Source organism: Spirosoma sp. (assembly GCF_026391055.1).
GTDB lineage: Bacteria > Bacteroidota > Bacteroidia > Cytophagales > Spirosomataceae > Spirosoma.
In genome coordinates this window covers 1-19,178 of record NZ_JAPLET010000021.1, presented here as the reverse complement: position 1 = coordinate 19,178, position 19,178 = coordinate 1, and the positions used below count along the sequence as shown (strand labels likewise).

16 protein-coding genes and 1 tRNA gene are annotated in these 19,178 nt (G+C 49.8%); 10 read left to right on the top strand and 7 right to left on the bottom strand.

Translation table 11 applies throughout. From position 1 onward, the window contains the following. Nucleotides 1–52: 52 nt before the first annotated feature. Entirely contained in the window at nt 53–2,635 is a 2,583-nt protein-coding gene (locus tag NT073_RS14680) for a M14 family metallopeptidase (protein ID WP_297374835.1), read from the bottom strand. A gap of 181 nt (nt 2,636–2,816) precedes the next feature. Here NT073_RS14680 and NT073_RS14675 point away from each other — a divergent pair. After that, a tRNA-Glu gene (locus tag NT073_RS14675) sits at nt 2,817–2,888 on the top strand. 45 nt (nt 2,889–2,933) lie between these two features. On the opposite strand, the gene NT073_RS14670 is transcribed toward NT073_RS14675, so the two are convergent. Beyond that, entirely contained in the window at nt 2,934–4,166 is a 1,233-nt protein-coding gene (locus NT073_RS14670) for a PQQ-dependent sugar dehydrogenase (protein ID WP_297374832.1), read from the bottom strand. Nucleotides 4,167–4,507: 341 nt separating this feature from the next. On the opposite strand from NT073_RS14670, the gene NT073_RS14665 reads away from it, so the two are divergent. After that, nucleotides 4,508–5,251 (top strand): ferritin-like domain-containing protein, encoded by a 744-nt coding sequence (locus NT073_RS14665; RefSeq protein ID WP_297374829.1) that lies wholly within the window; start codon nt 4,508–4,510, stop codon nt 5,249–5,251. 105 nt (nt 5,252–5,356) lie between these two features. Here NT073_RS14665 and NT073_RS14660 read toward each other — a convergent pair whose 3' ends face one another. The 3 genes from NT073_RS14660 to NT073_RS14650 form a co-directional block, all read right to left on the bottom strand. Then, nucleotides 5,357–5,677, bottom strand: coding sequence for a hypothetical protein (locus tag NT073_RS14660; RefSeq protein WP_297374826.1), 321 nt, complete (start codon nt 5,675–5,677; stop codon nt 5,357–5,359). Nucleotides 5,678–5,739: 62 nt separating this feature from the next. Continuing rightward, on the bottom strand, nt 5,740–6,177 hold the full coding sequence (locus NT073_RS14655) for a hypothetical protein (RefSeq protein WP_297374824.1): 438 nt from the start codon (nt 6,175–6,177) through the stop codon (nt 5,740–5,742). Nucleotides 6,178–6,326: 149 nt separating this feature from the next. Continuing rightward, the gene (locus tag NT073_RS14650) at nt 6,327–7,076 is read right to left on the bottom strand and encodes an SDR family oxidoreductase (protein WP_297374821.1); all 750 of its coding nucleotides are present in this window, start codon (nt 7,074–7,076) and stop codon (nt 6,327–6,329) included. Between the two features lie 116 nt (nt 7,077–7,192). On the opposite strand from NT073_RS14650, the gene NT073_RS14645 reads away from it, so the two are divergent. Next, the gene (locus NT073_RS14645; protein ID WP_297374818.1) at nt 7,193–8,095 is read left to right on the top strand and encodes a histone deacetylase; all 903 of its coding nucleotides are present in this window, start codon (nt 7,193–7,195) and stop codon (nt 8,093–8,095) included. 150 nt (nt 8,096–8,245) lie between these two features. Here the strand turns inward: NT073_RS14645 and NT073_RS14640 are convergent, their stop codons facing one another. Both NT073_RS14640 and NT073_RS14635 read right to left on the bottom strand, forming a co-directional pair. Beyond that, nucleotides 8,246–8,893: a response regulator transcription factor gene (locus NT073_RS14640; protein ID WP_297374815.1), complete on the bottom strand. Its 648-nt coding sequence runs from the start codon at nt 8,891–8,893 to the stop codon at nt 8,246–8,248. Then, nucleotides 8,874–11,984: a sensor histidine kinase gene (locus NT073_RS14635; protein ID WP_297374812.1), complete on the bottom strand. Its 3,111-nt coding sequence runs from the start codon at nt 11,982–11,984 to the stop codon at nt 8,874–8,876. Before NT073_RS14635 ends, NT073_RS14640 begins: the two co-directional genes overlap by 20 nt. A gap of 211 nt (nt 11,985–12,195) precedes the next feature. Between NT073_RS14635 and NT073_RS14630 the strand changes: the two genes are divergently transcribed. The 7 genes from NT073_RS14630 to NT073_RS14600 form a co-directional block, all read left to right on the top strand. After that, complete coding sequence (locus tag NT073_RS14630; protein ID WP_012927036.1) at nt 12,196–12,960, top strand: aldolase/citrate lyase family protein; 765 nt, start codon at nt 12,196–12,198, stop codon at nt 12,958–12,960. A 90-nt stretch (nt 12,961–13,050) separates the two neighbouring features. Continuing rightward, on the top strand, nt 13,051–13,368 hold the full coding sequence (gene rplU / locus NT073_RS14625; protein WP_012927035.1) for a 50S ribosomal protein L21: 318 nt from the start codon (nt 13,051–13,053) through the stop codon (nt 13,366–13,368). 98 nt (nt 13,369–13,466) lie between these two features. Beyond that, entirely contained in the window at nt 13,467–13,769 is a 303-nt protein-coding gene (gene rpmA, locus NT073_RS14620; RefSeq protein WP_297374809.1) for a 50S ribosomal protein L27, read from the top strand. 143 nt (nt 13,770–13,912) lie between these two features. After that, entirely contained in the window at nt 13,913–14,515 is a 603-nt protein-coding gene (locus NT073_RS14615) for a NifU family protein (RefSeq protein WP_012927033.1), read from the top strand. Between the two features lie 162 nt (nt 14,516–14,677). Next, entirely contained in the window at nt 14,678–16,099 is a 1,422-nt protein-coding gene (locus NT073_RS14610; protein ID WP_297374806.1) for a DUF5723 family protein, read from the top strand. A gap of 62 nt (nt 16,100–16,161) precedes the next feature. After that, a complete protein-coding gene (gene recG / locus NT073_RS14605) occupies nt 16,162–18,270 on the top strand; it encodes an ATP-dependent DNA helicase RecG (protein ID WP_297374802.1) in 2,109 nt (702 codons plus the stop codon). Nucleotides 18,271–18,455: 185 nt separating this feature from the next. After that, on the top strand, nt 18,456–19,178 hold a 723-nt coding region (locus NT073_RS14600; protein ID WP_297374799.1), incomplete at its 3' end, for a carboxypeptidase-like regulatory domain-containing protein.

The following is a 19,178-nucleotide window of genomic DNA, read 5'->3' as shown; positions in this document are numbered from 1 at the left end:
CGCAACGACCAATCGGCCGTTGCGTTTATGCATTTTAAATAAAACAAATGAATTAATTGCCGACCATAAATACGGCATTGGCGAACAGAAGCTTTCCGTTGTACCAGAAACCCCGGAACAGCGGATCATCGGCCAGGTAAACAACGCTGCCCCGACCGAGGGACTGAACACCCATCACCAGGGTATTTTTTAACTTTTCCTTGGCGTTTTTGCCCGAAAAACCAGCGACGTAGTTATCCGTTTTCAGATAGCCAACGTTCCAGCCTTCCTTCAGGTAATCAAAGTTAAAAGCATTTTGTACCAGGGAATAATAACCGCCCGACAAACCAAAACCCAGCGGGTGCGAGGTATCTATGTTTACCCGGTAGATACTGCCTGGTATATCATCAGAAACAGCGGTTCGTTCCCGATCGATATAGCGTTTGAGCGTGTCGGTATTATCTCCCTTTTTGCTCTTATCAGCTGATTTATCTTCCTTTTCTTTTAGCTCAAACCCATCCTTACCGGCCAAAAACGACGCAGCCCGTTCCATGGCAATGAGTTTTCCACCCGCCCGGACCCACTCTTTGATGGCGTTCAGGGTTTTTTCATTCAGAAAGCGGCTGTAATTGTAGTTTGTCGGCAGAATCAGCACATCCAGCTTGTTCCACTGCACATTGCCCAGTGTATTACCGTCAACCAGCGTAATGGGGTATTGAAGTTCCTGGTCGAAGTAGTGCCACACTTCGCCCGCCGATGGGGGAGGAGTACCTTCGCCCACAACCACCGCCACACGTGGGGCTTTCAGGCCCGAAACGAAATCGGACCCAAAGTCGGAACCCGTCGTGACAAAACCTGTCTGCACTGGTGTCAAATCAGCCCCCGTCCGGGTAGCTTCCGCCCGAACTAATGCATCGAATCGGTCGCCAAAGCGTTCGTTACCTGCCCGTGTCACGATCAGCGTGCCCGACGGGTAGGTTTTATTCTCCAGTTCGAAGGGCTTTTCGGCGGCCCGTACGCGTATTTTCTGCTTCAGGAGCCCAGCCAGCATTTGCACCGCCGGAAGCGACTGCCACTTAACCACATACGCATATGGGCGAGTTTGTGGGTTTACCGCAGCGGCTGGTGTAGCCGTAGCGAGTTGCGTGCTTCCCGGATTGAGCCGGGTGGTCAGGCCATACGTTTGTAAGCCAAAGGCGTACGGCAGCGACCAGGCTGTGATATCGTACGTTGCCGAATCTTCCAGTTTTGAATTCTGCTCGAACAGGATCTTCAATAGAGTCGATTTAGGCTGATACGCGCTGATCACAATATCGTCGGCTGTGATGGCTACCGTTTTATCTGTTTTCTGAGTCGTGTAGTTGAACCCGCCGGCTACATTCTGAGCTTTGCCTGCGTAGCCGTAACTGATTTTGTTTCGTTCCAGCAGTTGTTGCAGTGCTTTAATACGCCCGGCATCGCCACTGGATTTGATGACGTAACTTTTGTACGCACCAATGGGTGTATTCCGGGATTTATCAAAGAACTGGCCAAACTCCTTCACGATTTCAGTGGGCCGGTCGGCTACGGATTCGAGCGTGGCAATACTGGAGGCAAAATGGTGATCAATTCGCTGGCGAAGCGTGAGGGTGTCCCCATCGGCTTTTTCAATAGCCAGTCCAGCCCGGCCGCTGCCGCCCTGTTCAAAGGTCATGCCGATGGCGCCGTTGTAGGTCGGGTAGGTATCGCCATAGCTTGGGTAGAACAGATCGAACCGTTCACGGGTGTAATAGAGCCAGCCGTTTTTGTCGAAGTAGCGGCTGCAATATTGACCAATCGTTTGCTGAAACTGCCGTTGGAAGGGGGTAACGTCTTCGTGATAAGGCTTGGCCGATGGCGCGAAATAATAGGGGCTTTCAACGCCCATTTCGTGGAAATCGCCATGTAGCTGGGGCATCCATTGCTGGTAGAGCGCCATACGCTGCTGGGTGATTTCCTGCGTTTGCCAGGCCCAGTCACGGTTTGGGTCGAACAGGTAGTGTGTATAGCGCCCGCCCGGCCAAGGTTCGTTGTGTTCACGAGCCGAGGGGATAGGGTCGGCCACGCGACCCTGCATCTGGTTATACCAGTTCACATACCGATCGTGGCCATCGGGGTTAAGGCCGGGATCGAGAATGACAACCGTGGTGCTCATAATTTTTTTCGCCACGGCATCGGATGAACTAAGCAGGTGATACAATACATCCATGAAGGCTTCGGAACTGACGGCCTCGTTGCCGTGAACGTTGTAGCTGAGCCAGGCAATAGGCGGTTGGGAAGAAGCTGTTGGCGTTCCATCCATCAGACCAATGCGCTTTAGGTTATTGGTCCTGATTTCTTCCAGACGACTCATGTTTGCTTCCGAGCCGATAGCCACCACCATCAGCTGGCGACCTTCGTAAGAAGTGCCATACGGAATTAATTTTATCCGGCTGGGCAGTTGACGAGCTACCTGCTCGGCATAGGCCAGCACCCGATGATGTGGTGTGAAGCGTTCACCAATCTGATAACCCAGAAATTTTGCGGGCGAATCAATCGCAGCAGATGGGGATAAAGATGTTGACGAAGAGGATGTTGACTGTGCTGAAGCCGACAGTGACGCGACCGTTAGGCCCGCCAGCAGCAAAAAATGTTTCATGAAGGCGAAAAAAAATTTGAATGCTAACCTCCTCAAAAATAGCACTAAAACGCTCAGGAACCCTTTTTTTTAATTTTTTTTGATGCCTACTATTGCACTTTAAAATTCTTGCCTTACCTTTGCACCACGATTCGCCACCACAGCGACAGAAAGTCAAAAGGGTGGGTCTTTTAAACAAGACGGCCGATTCGTCTAGCGGTTAGGACATCGCCCTTTCACGGCGGTAACACGGGTTCGATTCCCGTATCGGTCACTAACAAGAATGAAAAAGCCCACCTGGAAGGTGGGCTTTTTTGCTTTACTTGGTGTAGCTTACCCGGTAAATAATTCCGTTGTTGTCATCAGTAAATAGCAGAGACCCATCGGGCATAGTGGCAATGCCCACGGGCCGCCCAAACTGAGCCTGGTTGTTATCGACAACAAAACCCGTTACCAGATCATCAATGCGCGTGGGTTTACCCGCGTCAAAATGTACCCGCACTACTTTATAGCCTGAAGGCTGACTGCGGTTCCAGGAGCCACGCATGGTAGCGAAAGCATCGTTCTGGTATTCGGCGGGAAAGCCTCCCGATGCGCCACTGCCTGTGTAAAATACCATTCCCAGCGGAGCTGCGTGCGCATCGTATTGTAAGAAAGGTAAGGTCGTTTTAGCCAGAATCTGCGCGTAAGTGGTGTCGCCCATGGGCCTTGGATGGGGGTTGTAGTTGCCGTCGCCATAAATATAAGGCCATCCGTAAAAAGCCCCGTCTTTGATCAGATTCAATTCTTCCTTCTGCTGTTCGTCGCCGAGCCAGTCAATGCCATGGTCGAATCCGTACAGTTCTTTCGTTTCGGGGTGCCAGCCAAAGCCAATGGTATTACGCAGCCCTTTCGCGTAAATCCGCCGTCCTGTCCCGTCTGGATTGGCCCGGAGGATGGTTGCACTTTCGGGATTAGAGTCAGCACAGGCGTTACAGGTACTACCCACGGTGATATACATGAACCCATCGGGGCCGAACCCAATGGTACGGTTTGGGTGCTGACCCGCATCAGGAAGGCCGGTCATAATCTGTTGCGGAGTTCCCAGCGTACCATCTGCATTTATCGTTGCCGAATACACATCGTGGATGGCTACCAGATACATTTTGCCCGAAAAAATTGTCAGACCGTGAACATCCTTGATCCTGGCTACTACCTGACTTTGATCTGATTTGCCATCATTGTTTGTATCGCGAAGTAAGGTAACGGTCCCGGCATCGCGGCTGGTAACATATACATTGCCTGTTGCGCTAACCGTCAGCATTCGGGGTTTGCCAAGCTGATCGGCAAATTTGGCGATGGTGAAACCAGCTGGGAGTTTGAGTTGAGCAATCCGCGCATCGGTTGCGGCTACCAGAGCGGGTTCAAAAACATTACCATTCACCTGAGCGGTGGTCGGTTGCTGGTTTGTCTCAGGAATCTGGGCATTGAAGACCTCATCTTTACTACAGGAAACAAGAAAACCTGCGGCAATCAGCCCTGATAAGATAGTCGGCTTGACTACGTTTTTCATGTGAAGAATTTAATTTATAATACGTTGAGTTTATTGTTTACGCCCTTAACGTTCGGGAAACGAGGGATCGCTGTTTGCTCGGAATTAAAGGCTTAAACAAGTCAGTAACCAAGCAGGAGACCCCGTGTTTTAAATAAAAACAGTTAATGAGACTATGGTCTGGATAAGTTAATTGCCTGATTATGGGGCAATTTGTGGTAAAAGGGACACTACTCTACAGATTCTGTAGAAAAACATAGTCAACATTGAAATGGCCTGATTCGTAAGCTGCACAGTATCAGTGCATGGCATGGTTTTAGTCATATGGTGGGCAAATCATTAGTAACTAACCCAACAAAATCATGGCATCTCTAGGAAGTCAAATCGCAAATTTCTTTAGTGGTAATGACAACGATACGCGGGAAGGCCTGCAAAGCCTTTTCGTTAGTGAATTGAAGGGAATTTATTATGCTGAAAAGCAAGCAGTAGACGCTCTTGGCGAGCAGGCAGATGCTTCTACAACCGATGAAGTGAGGAACGCGTTTCTACAACACCAGGAAGAAACCCGTGGGCAGGTTGCTCGTCTGGAGGATGTATTTCGCAGCATCGGAGTAGAAGTGGATGACAAAACCTGTGCGGCTATAGACGGTCTGGTCGACGACGCTCAGATGGTCGTCTCCGAAACCGAATCGGGCTCCTTAACCCGTGATGCCGGACTAATTATAGCCGGACAGAAAATCGAGCACCACGAAATTGCCGCCTATGGATCAGCCGTAACGCTAGCTAGTGTGCTGGGTTATTCGGATGCCGCCCGTATGTTACAGCAAACGCTTGACGAAGAAAAAAATACCGATAGAAAATTGACTCAATTAGCCGAATCGTTCATCAACCAGCGCGCTGCTTCGGAAGATGATAACTCGTCTTCGGGTTCCAGCCAGTATGGTACTCAGGGTCAATATAGTGGTAGCCAATATGCCGGTACCGGTAGCAGTGCAGATCAGTATGGCTCAGTAAATCCTGATGGTACTCGCTATGGGGATAGTTCGTCGACAACGGGTTACAATACCGGTAGCAGTTCATCAACGAGTGGTTCCAGTTTAATCTAAGCCAGAACCAGATTTCAAATAGAAATTTCCGTTACTAAAAATGGCTCACCTTGATTGGTGAGCCATTTTTAGTAACGGAAATTAGTTTGGGATGCTGCCACTGTCTTAACTTATTGGATCAGTTAATTCCGGGTCGGGCTCCGTTCCATCGTTATTTCCTAGTGTGTCTCCATTACCGTAATTACCAGAATCTACTTCCATGTTGGGGCTGCCCGAAAAGGCACCGGTTCCGTCGTTGCCAGTAGCGGCCTCTTCTTCGTCTGTTGGGGTAGTAGGGGGCGCGTTAACATCGCCGGCTAAATCGGTCGGATTATAATCCTGATTGATTAGAATACTGTCGTCTGGCGTTTGAGCCGTTCCGCCAGTGCCGGGATCGAATGTGCGCGATTGCTCATTGAGCATAGCATCCTGGTTCGTATTTTCCATAAGTGAGCCTGAAAGTTTGGGGTATCTCTATCTGAATAACCCGAAAAGCAAGGTTCAGTTTTTTACTTGGTGAACAATTCCCACAGCCGACTGTATAATGTACTCGCATACGTCTTGATGTCGTTGGGTGAGGCATGAATTGTAAAAGTAGTAAACTGAGTTGCCGATGAGGGCAGCGGCTCGATACGGATAGTACGGCCTGCTGTCCACATACCGGCCAGCCGCCGTACGGAACCCGTCAGGCGAATGCCGGCATCAATCAGATCAATCCGACTGGTTTCCGGGTACTGAGCGGTGGCCAGTTCCTGAGAAAAACGCTGCAACTGGCTGGCGTCGAACCAGGATAAAGAAGGCATCTGCAAGTGGTTTGCATACCGCTCACTGCGGCACAATAGCTTTACGGATAGCAGTGATTTACCGGCCGTCCGGAGAGAAGAAACCTGCAAGTCCAACACTTCGAGTGGAGCGGTTTCTGAAGCAGTAGTAAGTTCTATATTCATAGGAGATGAAGAAGGTTGAAAATGTGTTTTTGGTCGTCAATTCAGAATGGGAACGCTGATTCAAGAAACAAATAGAGTAGAACTATCCCAACAACTAGACGATACTAACTAGATAAGGGGAAGGGATGTTTGACTGTATTTATAGTTGATCATGCGTAAATCATCTTTCGTGTCATTCCCCCATCTACCACAAAGTTCTGCCCGGTAATGAAACTATTCTCCGGACTGATCAGAAAGAGTATCATACGGGCAACATCTTCTGGCTGGCCCACGCGCCCCGCCGGGTGCTGGCTATGATCTTCAGGTCGAAGCTTGTCCGCTTTGGCATTTGCTTTTTTCTTTATTGCCGATACATCAATCCAGCCTGGACTAATGGCATTGACACGAACGTTTGGCCCCAGACTAATCGCCAGCGAATGAGTAAGTGCCAAAATGCCGCCCTTGCTGGCCGAATACGCAAACGTATCGGGTTCTGACTGGAAGGCCCGTGTAGAACACAAATTAACGATGCTCCCTTTTTGTTCGGCCAGGTGAGGAGCTGCATATTTAGCACACAAAAACGGACCGGAAAGGTTTGTTCCAATAACCGTGTTCCATTCATCGAACGTTAGCTTGTCGAGAGGCTTTACCGTCATCAGCGCTGCATTGTTAATTAAGACGTCGATTTGCCCGAAATGTGACAATGTCTGTTCAACGGCTTTTTTGACCTGGTCCTCGCTGGAGACATCGCAGGCAACGAAGAGAAGCTGGGCTAACGAGGTTGTAAAGGACTCCTGAAGTTCGGTAAGTGCATCGCTATCGGCTTCCCACACGGCTACATTATAGCCGTGTGTGAGCAGGTATTGCGTGGTAACCCGGCCAATTCCCTGACCTCCGCCCGTAATAATTGCTGTTTTCATAGTACTGGGGTAAACCCTAAGAACCACGAAAATGCAACGTTGGGTAACAGATTCGCTGCTGAACGGGTTAATAAAAATACATCTCTTATCGAACGGGACGGGCTTCGTTTGCTTCTATGCTTCAGATTGCGTTTTCGCCGGTATACCGGTTACGGTTGCCGGAGGGGCATCGCTTCCCCATGCTTAAGTATGAACTGATTCACGAACAACTTCTTTACGAAGGCACCTGTACGGAGACTAACTTCTTCGGTCCTGAACCGGTTGACGACCGCTGGGCGCTGGGCGTTCACACCGCTGAGTACGTTCAGGCGTTGAAATCCGGTACAGTCGATCCAAGAATGATGCGCCGGATTGGTTTTCCCCTGACACCTGAACTCATCGACCGCGAATGGATTATCACGCAGGGTACTATCGATTGTACGCAGCTGGCGCAACGGGATGGGGTAGCGATGAATATCGCCGGTGGAACGCATCATGCATTTCCTGACCGGGGCGAAGGCTTCTGTATGCTCAATGATGTAGGCATAGCGGCCAACTACCTTCTTGCAATGGGGCAGGCGAAAAAAATACTGGTTGTAGATCTGGATGTTCATCAGGGAAACGGCACCGCCGTCATGTTTCAGACAGAATCGCGGGTGTTTACATTCAGTATGCACGGTGCTGATAACTATCCCCTTCGAAAAGAGACATCTGACCTGGATATTGATCTGCCCACCGGGACCACCGATGACTTTTATCTGAACACCCTTTACGACTCATTGCCTCGCCTGATCAGACAGCAGCAGCCCGATTTCCTTTTTTATGTCGCTGGAGTGGATATTCTGGCCTCTGACCGGTTGGGTAAACTAGCTGTGAGCCGGGATGGCTGTCGGCAACGTGATGTGTTCGTCTTTGAACAGGCCATAAAAAACAACCTGCCCATTACGGTGTCGATGGGTGGGGGCTACTCCCCCCGGCTAACCGATATTGTGGAAGCGCATTGCAATACGTTTCGGGTGGCAACGAATTTATTCTTCTAATAATAAACGGCCGCTCCCTTGTCAATTGGGGCGACCGTTTATTGGGCGATTTTCAGAAAAACTAATGGTGTGCATAAAAGCACGTAAAGTTTGAGAAAACCTATTACGAGCACAATACCATAATCCGGGTATATTTATATGTTAAGTAGGCTATATGCTTGTTTCAAGGGCAAATCGAACCAGGTCTGCAACCGTATTGATGCCTAGTTTGGTGTGAATATTCTTTCGGTGCGTGTCGACGGTATGTTGACTTAAATTGATTCTCTCCGCAATCTGTGGGCTACTCAAGCCATCTTTGATGAGCCGGATTATTTCTACCTCGCGGGGGGAAAGTTTGTATTTCTTCAGAAAGATGTCATCAGAATGATTACTGAACTGCCTGTTATCGGCGAGTTTAGAATCGAAGTAAGGTAGTTCCCGGGCAACGGCCCGAATGGCCGTTAGTAGTTCTTCTTTTGTCGAGGTTTTCAGCATATAGCCCAGGGCACCCGCCTTTCTAAAGTCACTGATGTGCCGGGCTTCACCGTACATGCTCAGGATCAGGATTCGTTGCTGACCGAGTTGCGCAATGAGCTGGCGGGTTAGTGCAAGGCCGTCGATGTCGGGCATGTTAAAATCAATGATCAGCACATCCGGGTGGTGCTTCTCTACCTGCTGAACGGCCTCGCTGCTATGATAGACATGGCCTACGATACGCATATCGGGCACATCGGCCAGCATAAGTCCCAGGCCATCGTTAAACAGGCGATGGTCGTCAATAATCAGAATCGTAACGGGGTTAGAAACTGCTTGTGTCATAAGGAACGTCGAGCATTACAATATAACTGTCTTCATTGCTGTCGGTAGTGAGCGTTGCATGCAGATATTCCGCCCGGTAGTTTATGTTTTTTTGACCGATACCGGTGACAAGTTGGTTGATTTGATAAGGAGTGACCTCTTTGTTCTGCAAGGGGGTATCTACCAGAACACTCATGTGTTTCGGGTGGTAACCTAACTGAACAATCGCCATTCCTGTTCCTCCATGTTTGAGGGCATTCTGTACTAATTCTGCAATAATTCGATAAACAACCAGTTCGCGTTCGGGCTTTAGTCGATTAACTTCTCCAAACAGTATGTACGCAAATGCTGTCCGTGATGATTGATTTACCCGGTCAACCAACTGCCCCACCACGTCGGGCAACGCATAGGTTTCGAACTCGATGGGCATCAGGTCGTGGGTAATGGTACGAAGGTCATTCCCCGCTTTGTCGATCATGGTATAGGCCTTGTCGACTTCAGGCATCTGCTCGGCCTGGCCAAGGCGTTCCCGCGCTAATCCAAGAACACCTTTTATTGCTGCCAGGGTATTTCCCACATCATCGTGCAGATCCCGGGCAATTCGTCGGCGCTCGTCTTCCTGCGTGGCCAATGTATTCTGCAGTAGTCGTCTTTGCTGGTTAAGTTTTTGCCGATTATAAGCATTTATCCAGATGGCTGCACAACCCACAATAACCAGTGTGCCGAGCAAGCGGAACCACCAGCGTTGCCAGTAGGGCGGATGAATGGTAATGGCTAGCTGTAAGGCTGGGGTAAGCTTTCCGCGCGCATCGGTGGCCCTGGCCCGGAAGGTATAATCACCCGGAGGCAGGTCTGCATAGCGTACAACATTGGTATTTTTCAAGTTGACCCAGCCACGATCAATACCAGACAGTGTGTAGGCAATCTGGTTTTTACCATTGCTGAAGTAATCCAGCGTTGCCAGGCCAATAGAGAGCGTATTTTGCTCATGAGATAGGGAGACCCGGCCGGTTTCGCCCACGAAGCCATTCGTGCGATAGGGAAGATCATTGACGTCGAAGCTAATGATTCGAACTGGAACATTGGCTTTGTAAGTTTCAAGCTGCTCGGGTATGAATCGATCTAACCCATGCACACCACCTGCGTAAAACGTCCCATCAGACCCTGCCAGCAGCGCGTGGCTGTTGTATTCCCGCCCCTTGGTCGATACAACCGGAGCAAACGTCACATTGGTTGGGTTGAACTTAACCAGACCATTGTTGGTGCTTAACCAGAAGTGCCCTTTCCGGTCGGGAAGCATGCCATACACCACATTATTGGGTAGTCCATCGCGAATGGTATAGGTTCGAATGACGCGCCGGGTGACCGGATCAAACCGTACCAGGCCCCGATCCGTAGAAAGCCACAGGCAATGACGTACCGAATCGACAAAGAAATCCATGACGTTGTGGCCCGACAGAGTTATGTAATCAAGTGTCAACAAGTCTTTACGTGGCGCCGATGTCGGGCTGCCATTACGCCGGTATCGATAGACGGCCAGATCCTGATCGCGCCGGCCCGCATACAGGAGGTTAGTAGCCGGATCGAAATGGAGAGAGCCGAAAAAAGTACCGTCCGGATCGATACGGCTAATGGGTTTTAGGTCGTTTGTCAGGATGAAAAGCCCGCCAAAAGTAGCCATCACAAATCGACCGTCAGGCAACTCGCAGATACCCCGTGCAAACCGGCAGTCCGGGTCGGAACAGAGAGGATTCGGCAATTCAACAAAGCGGTCGTGGAAAGGGTCGTAACGCAGTAAACCCTGCAAATTTGTCACCAGGATTCGGCCGTCTCGGGTACGAAATATATGCCGGACGTTGCCTTCGGTGGGTACCCCCTGTGCTGAGGTGTAGGCCTGCATAAGGCCGGTAGCCGGATCAAAGCGTCGGATGCCGCCATCTACCGTCCCGATCCAGATTCGCCCCTGCCTGTCTTCGCACAAGCCCCGAATCGGGTGTCTGTTCAGGTCATAGACATTGAGCGGATCATCGGGAAAGGTTTCCACCGTGTAGGCGTTTGGATAAATGACATCGATGCCAAACGGATCGCCATTTGCCCAAACGAGCCCCAGGTCATCGACGTACACAGCCGAGATCTGGTTCGTCATGAGTGAATTGGAAAGGGTAGGGCCGGGGGTTATTTCGCGAACTAAGGTCATTGTGTCCGGGTCATACTGCCACACCCCAGACCCCTCGGCACCAATCCACCAGCGCCCCTGTTTGTCTTCGTCCATACTCGTTAGCCGAAATAGGCCAAGGCCGGTTCGGATTGGATGATACCGCAGCAAGTGAGTCAGCTTGGCGTCGAACTCAAAAATTCCCTGAGGTCCGGCAAAGCAGTAATGGCCATAGTGAACGCCCGGTACATGACAGCGATGTATGGACTGAAACAAGAATGCTCTTCTGAAGGGTTCAGTTGATAGCCCCTTGAAAGGCTGATCGGTCGACTTGCCGGTCAGAAAGGTAGTAAGCTGATGGGTCCGGTAATTGTAACGGGCAAAGCCCACTGGCAGCAGATAAAGCAAAGCCTGCTGGTCTGGCTGATGGATTATCCATTCGGTATTGATACTGAATTTGGGCTTCACCCAGGGGCTAATTCTTGTTTTGTGCCCCGTTTTGTAATTCAGCTTCATGATGCCCTCCCGATTGCTGGCATACCAAACGGTTGAATCGTCGGCAAAAAAAGGTTCCTGAAGGGCAGGAAGACGTTTGCCCCGGCTATCCATAGCGTATACACGCTCGAACGAATCGCTATGCCGCCGATAGCGGTTCAGGCATTCTTCGGTGCCTATCCAGAGGTCACCATTTGGGTCTTCGATCACTCCACGCACCTCACCTTTGCCGAGTGTAGTTGAATCCTGTTCGTTAAAATTGTAAACCGTGAACCGACTCCCATCGTATCGGTTTAGGCCATCCTGGCTGCTCATCCACATAAATCCCCTCGAATCTTTCAGGATATAGAAGCAGGAACCTTGCGACAGTCCATCGTTTGTGGTAAGGTGGCGAATCGAAAAGGGGGGCTGCGCCTGTCCAACCTGCGGTAGCAAAAGAAGAATCAAAACTAACCAGCGCATAGAACGAGAAGGGATAAAGCCTGATTTGGCTCTTTGTGTAGATTTGACGCTGTAAAATAACGCAAATCAACAACTTATGAACAGCTATAAATGATTATTCGCGTCCGGTATCCGGGTTTCAGCTAAAGGCAATTCGGTTGTAAGGTAGCAACCTACTATATTTCGGATAAAATGCAGTAAAGCGTGGCCAGGTGCCCGTTTTGCTTATACTATGAAGCAAAATATCGTTAAAACCCGGCTTAAAAACGGCCAACCCGTTCTGGGTGTTCTGTCCAATAGCAGCGATCCGACCGTTGCCGAACTTTGTGGCTTTTCGGGGCTGGATTTTTACATGATCGATGGTGAACATAGCCCCGTCACAACGGCTCAGGTTCAGGACATCGTACGCGCCTGTGAGCTAACCGGTATTACACCCCTGGCTCGTGTTCGCAGCAATGACCAAAAGCTTATTTTACAGTTTCTGGATGCGGGCGTCATGGGCATTATGATGCCCGCCATTAGTACCGTTGCCGATGCCGAAGCATTAGTGCAAGCCGTAAAATACCCACCGCTGGGCACTCGCGGTTTCGGACCCGTGCGGGCCAACGACTACCTGCTGGGCACTATGAACCAGGGAGAAGCCGTTGCGTTTGCCAACGAACAGATTCTGATTTTGCCCCAGCTGGAAGATAAAGAAGCCATCGACAACCTGGATGATCTGTTGACTGTGGAAGGCATTGATGGCTTCGTGATCGGCCCCCGCGACCTGGCTATGAGTATGGGCTATTACGATGGGCCGGGCCATGACGAAGTAAAGCGAACCATTGCCGGAGTTGTAGAAAAAATCAGAAAGGCTGGTCTGATTGCCGGAACCACAGCCGCTACCGGCGACCAGGCCAGAGCATTGATCGACCGGGGCGTTTTATTTTGTCTGAACTCTTTTGCCGGTCTGCTCAAATCGGCCGCCGGTGATTTTATGAAAGGAAGGGCGGCCTGAAGAGGAATAAGAAAATCGTTGGGTTTCATTCGCAGATCGTAAATTTTTTTCTTACCTTTGCACCCTAATTTTCAATTTCATACATCACACATGTACGCAATCGTAGAGATCGCAGGGCAGCAATTCAAGATCCAAAAAGGTCGCTTCATCTATACCCACCGGTTAGAGGGCGATGTGGACGCTGCACTTGCCTCCGACAAGGTGAAAGTTCTCCTTGTTGACAACGAAGGGAGCATCACCATCGGTGCCCCAACCGTCGCTGGAGCGACAGTATCAGCCAAAATCGTCGAACACTTGAAAGGTGAGAAAGTAATCATCTTCAAGAAAAAGCGTCGGAAAGGTTACAAAAAGAAGAACGGCCACCGTCAGTATCTGACTAAGGTCATGATTGAAGACATAACTTTATAACTAGTAGGTAGGAATGAGAAGCGAGGAGTGAGAATGGCTGACGCAAGTGTACCAGAAACTCCTCGCTCCTGACTCCTAACTCCTGACTTCTCAAAAAAATGGCACACAAGAAAGGTGTAGGTAGTTCCAAAAACGGCCGCGATTCACACAGCAAACGCCTGGGTGTGAAACTCTTCGGCGGCCAGTCGGCAATTGCCGGCAACATCATCGTCCGTCAGCGTGGTACGAAACATCACCCCGGTAAAAACGTCGGTCTGGGTAAAGATTATACCCTGTTTGCACTGGTAGCCGGTACGGTGAAGTTTCGTCCAGGTCGGGATAGCCGGTCTTACGTAGACATTATCCCTGCTGGTCCATCGGCAGTAGAAACAGCACCTGTAGCTGAAGTCGCTGCGGCTTAAGTAAATCCTTATAGGTTTCTGGAAAAACCCGTTCGACATTCGTTGAACGGGTTTTTTTGGGTACAAAAACTAAAAAAACGAGTCGGCTGTTACGTCAGTACGAAAACAGACCGAACGTTTCGGTGAACTAAAATTTTGCGACAATGAACCCTACGCTAGACCGTCCCGTATCCATCTTTACGGAAGGAAGCCCCAATCCGAACTCCATGAAGTTCGTCGTTAACTTCGAACTCGTACCAACTGGTCTTTCCTTCGACTATGCCACACCGGGCGATGCCCTTCTCGATGGAAAAGCATCGCCTTTGGCTGTCGCGCTGTTCGGATTTGAGTTTGTTCGGCGGGTGTTTATTTCGGCCAACTTCGTGACCGTAACCAAGGACGATGAAACCGATTGGGATGAGGTGCTGCTTGAAGTGAAGCTATTTCTAAAGGATTATTTTGGCGAGCAGAAACCCGTTTTCTCGCAGCGGACCGTAGATACAAATACGACGAAGCTGGATATGGATTCTGAAACCGTTCAGAAAATCAAGGCAGTGCTGGAACAGTATATCAAGCCTGCCGTAGAATCGGATGGGGGAGCCATTAGTTTTTATTCGTTCGACGAGCCCAGCGGCACGGTAAAAGTGCTGCTACAGGGATCATGCAGCGGTTGCCCATCGTCTACATTAACTCTGAAAGCGGGTATCGAAAATCTATTGACCCGCTTAGTGCCTGAAGTAAAACTGGTTGAAGCTGAGGGTGTATAAATCAATTAGTCAACACCTTTTTCAGAATCTGTTAACTTGCCTATAGTCTTATTTATTTAGATAGTCTGCTGATTTTTGTAAAAATAAATCCGCTATCGGTTAACTCCGGTGGCGGATTTGCGTTTCTTTTGCAGTATGCTATCTTATTCATCTGTTCACTGCATGAAGTACCCGTTTATTTTTAGTTTGTTTTTTCTGTATACAACAGCAGGCTTTTCTCAAAATCTCCTTGGTATTTCGACGAGCCGCTATGGTGGTACTAATCGGTTATATATCAATCCCGCATTAGCGGCCGATTCTCCTTCTAAATTTTACCTGAATATCGCTACGGGCAACGGGCATGTTGATAATAATTACGTTCGTTATCAGGCTCCATTTTCATTACTGCGTCTAATTACCGACAATGTACCTGCTCAGTACAAAAGTGCGGATGGTTCTATTCGGTTCGAAACGGACTATACGCGTGAAACGCTGAACGGACGACCTAAAAACGGGACGATCTGGGGCGAGGTTCGGGGGCCATCCTTTTTAATGCGTACCGGCGAACGGGCCGCCATCGCCGTAACAACGCGTTTCCGGGCAGTAGGTCAAGTCATTGGGGCATCAGAATCCATTCTGTCTGCCCTGCGCGCCAGCCTGAATAATGGTGGGTTTTATAGTATTCCAAGCAGCGACAATAAGTTTAGTGCCAACACAAATACCTATGCCGAACTAGGCGTTACCTATGCCGGGACCATTTGGGAAAACGACGGGCGAAAGCTTTTGTTAGGAGCCACCGGTAAATTTCTGTTGGGCTATAATACGCAGCAATTGATAAACAGGGGGTTAGACTACCGAATTATCACCGATCCGTCTAATCTTAACAACGCGTTGCTGGAAGTCACTGACCTTGATGCTACACTGGCCTATACGACTTTTTTGCAAGACAGGAGCCTGAATCCGCAAACTTTATTCAGTACATCCGCACCTGGCAAAGGCTTGGGTATTGATGTTGGGTTTACCTATATCGATCAGTATGATAACGACAGCCCTGCCCTGCGGGTAGGAATGGCCATTACAGATATTGGCGGGATTAGTTACACGGGCGGAGAGTATAGCTTTACCGACATTGGAGTTAATCCGGTGCGGTTTGCCGCCAGCGACTTTAATGGAAACAGCCGTCCACAAGCCATTGCGCAGGTTATTCAGGAGAAGCTAAACACGGGTCGGGCTGCCGATAAAAACAGATTCAACGCTGGTCTGCCAACGTCTTTTAATTTCACGGCTGATTATCAACTTCCTGGTGGATTAGGCATCAATCTGACCTACCTGCAGGATATGCGATCGGTACAGGCAAGGGCTATTCACCAACCCACTGTTGTTGCCATAACACCCCGGTACGATGCCCGCTGGCTTAGTTTGTCGACGCCCATTACGTACCTGAATGGTAGCCTTACTGCCGGAGCCGCCGTTCGGGTAGGACCGGGCTGGCTCGGCACCGACAATCTGCTGGGGTTGATGGGAAACAGCTCCAATGGCATCAATCCGCGCGGACTGGATATCTATCTGGGGGTTGCGTTTGGTATTGGACGAGTGGAGGAGTAATCGGCAGAAATGCGTAATTTTGGTCTAATCCTGCCTATAAACCGGGATTTACCGGGTCTGTTATGACCGAACGAGCTACTTTTTTTGATACCCCGCTTGCCTATCTTAAAGGTTTGGGGCCGCAGCGTACGGAACTGCTCAATAAAGAGTTGAATCTGTTTACGTACGGTGACCTGATTCAGTACTATCCATTTCGATACGACGACCGTTCCCGGTACTATACCATCAGTGAATTGATGGATTCGATGCCCTCCGCTCAGATTCGCGGGCGGCTGCGTGATTGGTACCTGGAAGGCGAAGGACCCAAAAAAAGGCTGGTCGCTACCTTTTCCGATGGCACTGGTTCCATAAGTCTTGTCTGGTTTCAGGGGATTACCTTTATCGAGAAAACACTCCGGCGGGAAGGGGAATACATCGCCTATGGCAAACCGCAGTCGTTTAACGGGCAGTTTAGCATCGTGCATCCGGAGCTGGAAAACGCCAATGCGGCCTCGGAAAATGAACCGGGCTTCTTTCCGGTTTATAACTTAACGGATAAGCTTCGCAAGCGGCATCTTGATAGTAAAGTGCTGGGCAAAGCCATGCGTGTGCTGCTGGAACAGTCCTGGACACACATCCGCGAAACCCTGCCCGACTCATTGATTCAGCAGTATCGGCTCATTGGCAAACGGGAGGCTATGTGGAATATCCATCTGCCGCAGAATCAGGGCTGGCTTAAGCAGGCGCAACGCCGGTTGAAGTTTGAGGAGCTGTTCTACAACCAGCTACGACTCATTAAGAATAAACTCCTGCAAAAAGAAGAGTTTCCTGGTCAGGTATTTCGGGATACCTCACTCATGAAGCATTTCTATAATGAACTGCTGCCCTTCGAACTGACGGGGGCGCAGCAGCGCGTCATTAAAGAAATCTACGCCGACTTCTTGAGCGGCAAGCAAATGAACCGGTTGTTGCAGGGCGATGTGGGCAGCGGAAAGACTATAGTCGCGTTTATCACCTGCCTGATCGCCATTGGCAATGGCGCACAGGCTTGCCTGATGGCACCTACAGAAATTCTGGCCGATCAGCACTATAATGGGCTCAAACCCTTTGCCGATGCTATGGGGCTGAACCTGGGTATTCTGACCGGTTCGACTAATAAAAAGCGCCGGGTTGTACTTCACGAAGAATTGCAATCGGGTAAAATGCACATTCTGGTTGGAACACACGCCCTGCTGGAAGATGCCGTTCAGTACAAAAATCTCGGCCTCTGCATCATTGACGAACAGCACCGCTTTGGCGTTGCCCAACGCGCTAAACTGTGGCGTAAAAACGAAACGGTGCCGCCCCATATTTTGGTCATGACGGCAACGCCCATCCCGCGTACGCTGGCGATGACACTGTACGGTAATCTCGACGTATCTACTATCGACGAGTTGCCCAAAGGCCGAAAACCTATCAAAACGGTTCATAAGTACGACAAACATCGGTCAGAAGTATTCGGGTTTATCCGGCAGCAGATTGAATTGGGTCGGCAGGTGTACGTGGTGTATCCGCTCATTGAAGAATCAGAAAAGCTGGATTATAAAGACTTGATGGATGGTTTCGAGAGCATGCAGCGGGCGTTTCCCCGACCAACATACGAAATCGGAATGCTGCACGGCAAGATGCTTCCGTATGAGAAAGACGACGAAATGAAGCGGTTTCTGAAGAAGGAAACACAGATACTGGTAGCCACAACGGTTATTGAAGTTGGCGTGAACGTGCCGAACGCCAGTGTGATGGTCATTGAGAGCGCCGAACGCTTTGGGCTATCACAGCTTCACCAGCTACGGGGTAGGGTAGGACGGGGAGCTGACCAGTCCTATTGTATCATGATGACCGGCTATAAATTAAGCACCGACACCCGCACCCGGCTCGAAACAATGGTACGTACCAATAATGGGTTCGAAATCGCTGATGTAGATCTTCAACTACGTGGTCCCGGCGATCTAACAGGCACGCAGCAGAGTGGTGTGATGGACCTAATGATCGCCGATCTCGCCAAAGACGGAGCCATTTTATCGGCTGCCCGAGAGTCGGCTCAGGCCATTTTGGCTGAGGACCCGGAACTCCTTTTACCCCAACATGGACCTATTCGAAACCATGTCGACTCCATCAAACAGTCGGAGAATAATTGGGGTAGAATTTCATAGGCAAATAGTCTTAAGTAAACATAATAAAATAAGAGTATATTTATAAATTTAAATACGTGCATAAACTGTATAATATTATTATTTAATGGTAAAATAGACTAAAATTTGGTCAAGAATTGCTGAGTATAATTATTTGTGTGTGGTACTTTAGCCTACAATCAATATAGGCTTAATCATAAGCACACATGTACAAACAATTTACTCAACAGGAAGCCTCCTTTCAACGGGATGATGCTTTTCCATTTTATGCGACCGTCAGTCGACAGGTCGCTTTTTGTTCGTTATTCCTACTGGGTCTCCTGGTCTCAGTAGGTGCTTATGCTCAGACGAAAGTTTCGGGTAAGGTGGTCGATGCGCAGGGGCTGGCTCTGCCAGGGGTGAGTATCGTCGTGAAGGGCACGACAACGGGTACGGTTTCGGGTAGTGAGGGTGATTTTACCCTTAACGTAGCCAGAGGTAATGAGACGCTGGTCTTTTCTTACATCGGCTTCCTGACGCAGGAAGTAGCGCTCAATAACCGCAGTAGTATTAACATTACCCTGGCTTCAGACGATAAGATGCTGAGCGAGGTGGTTGTAGTCGGCTACGGTGAGCAGAAGAAAGAAACCGTTACGGGGGCTGTAGCCACGGTAAAGGGCACCGATCTGGTTAAGTCGCCAGCCGTTAACCTCTCCAACTCCATTGCGGGCCGGATGCCGGGCGTTATTGCCACCAACGCCAGCGGTGAGCCTGGGGCGGATGGGGCTACTATTCGAATTCGGGGTTCCAACACGCTGGGAAACAACGACGCGCTGATCGTTATCGACGGCGTACCGGCCCGGGCCGGGGGGATCGACCGGTTGAACCCGGCCGATATCGAAAGCATGTCGGTGCTGAAAGATGCTTCGGCCGCTATCTACGGCTCACGG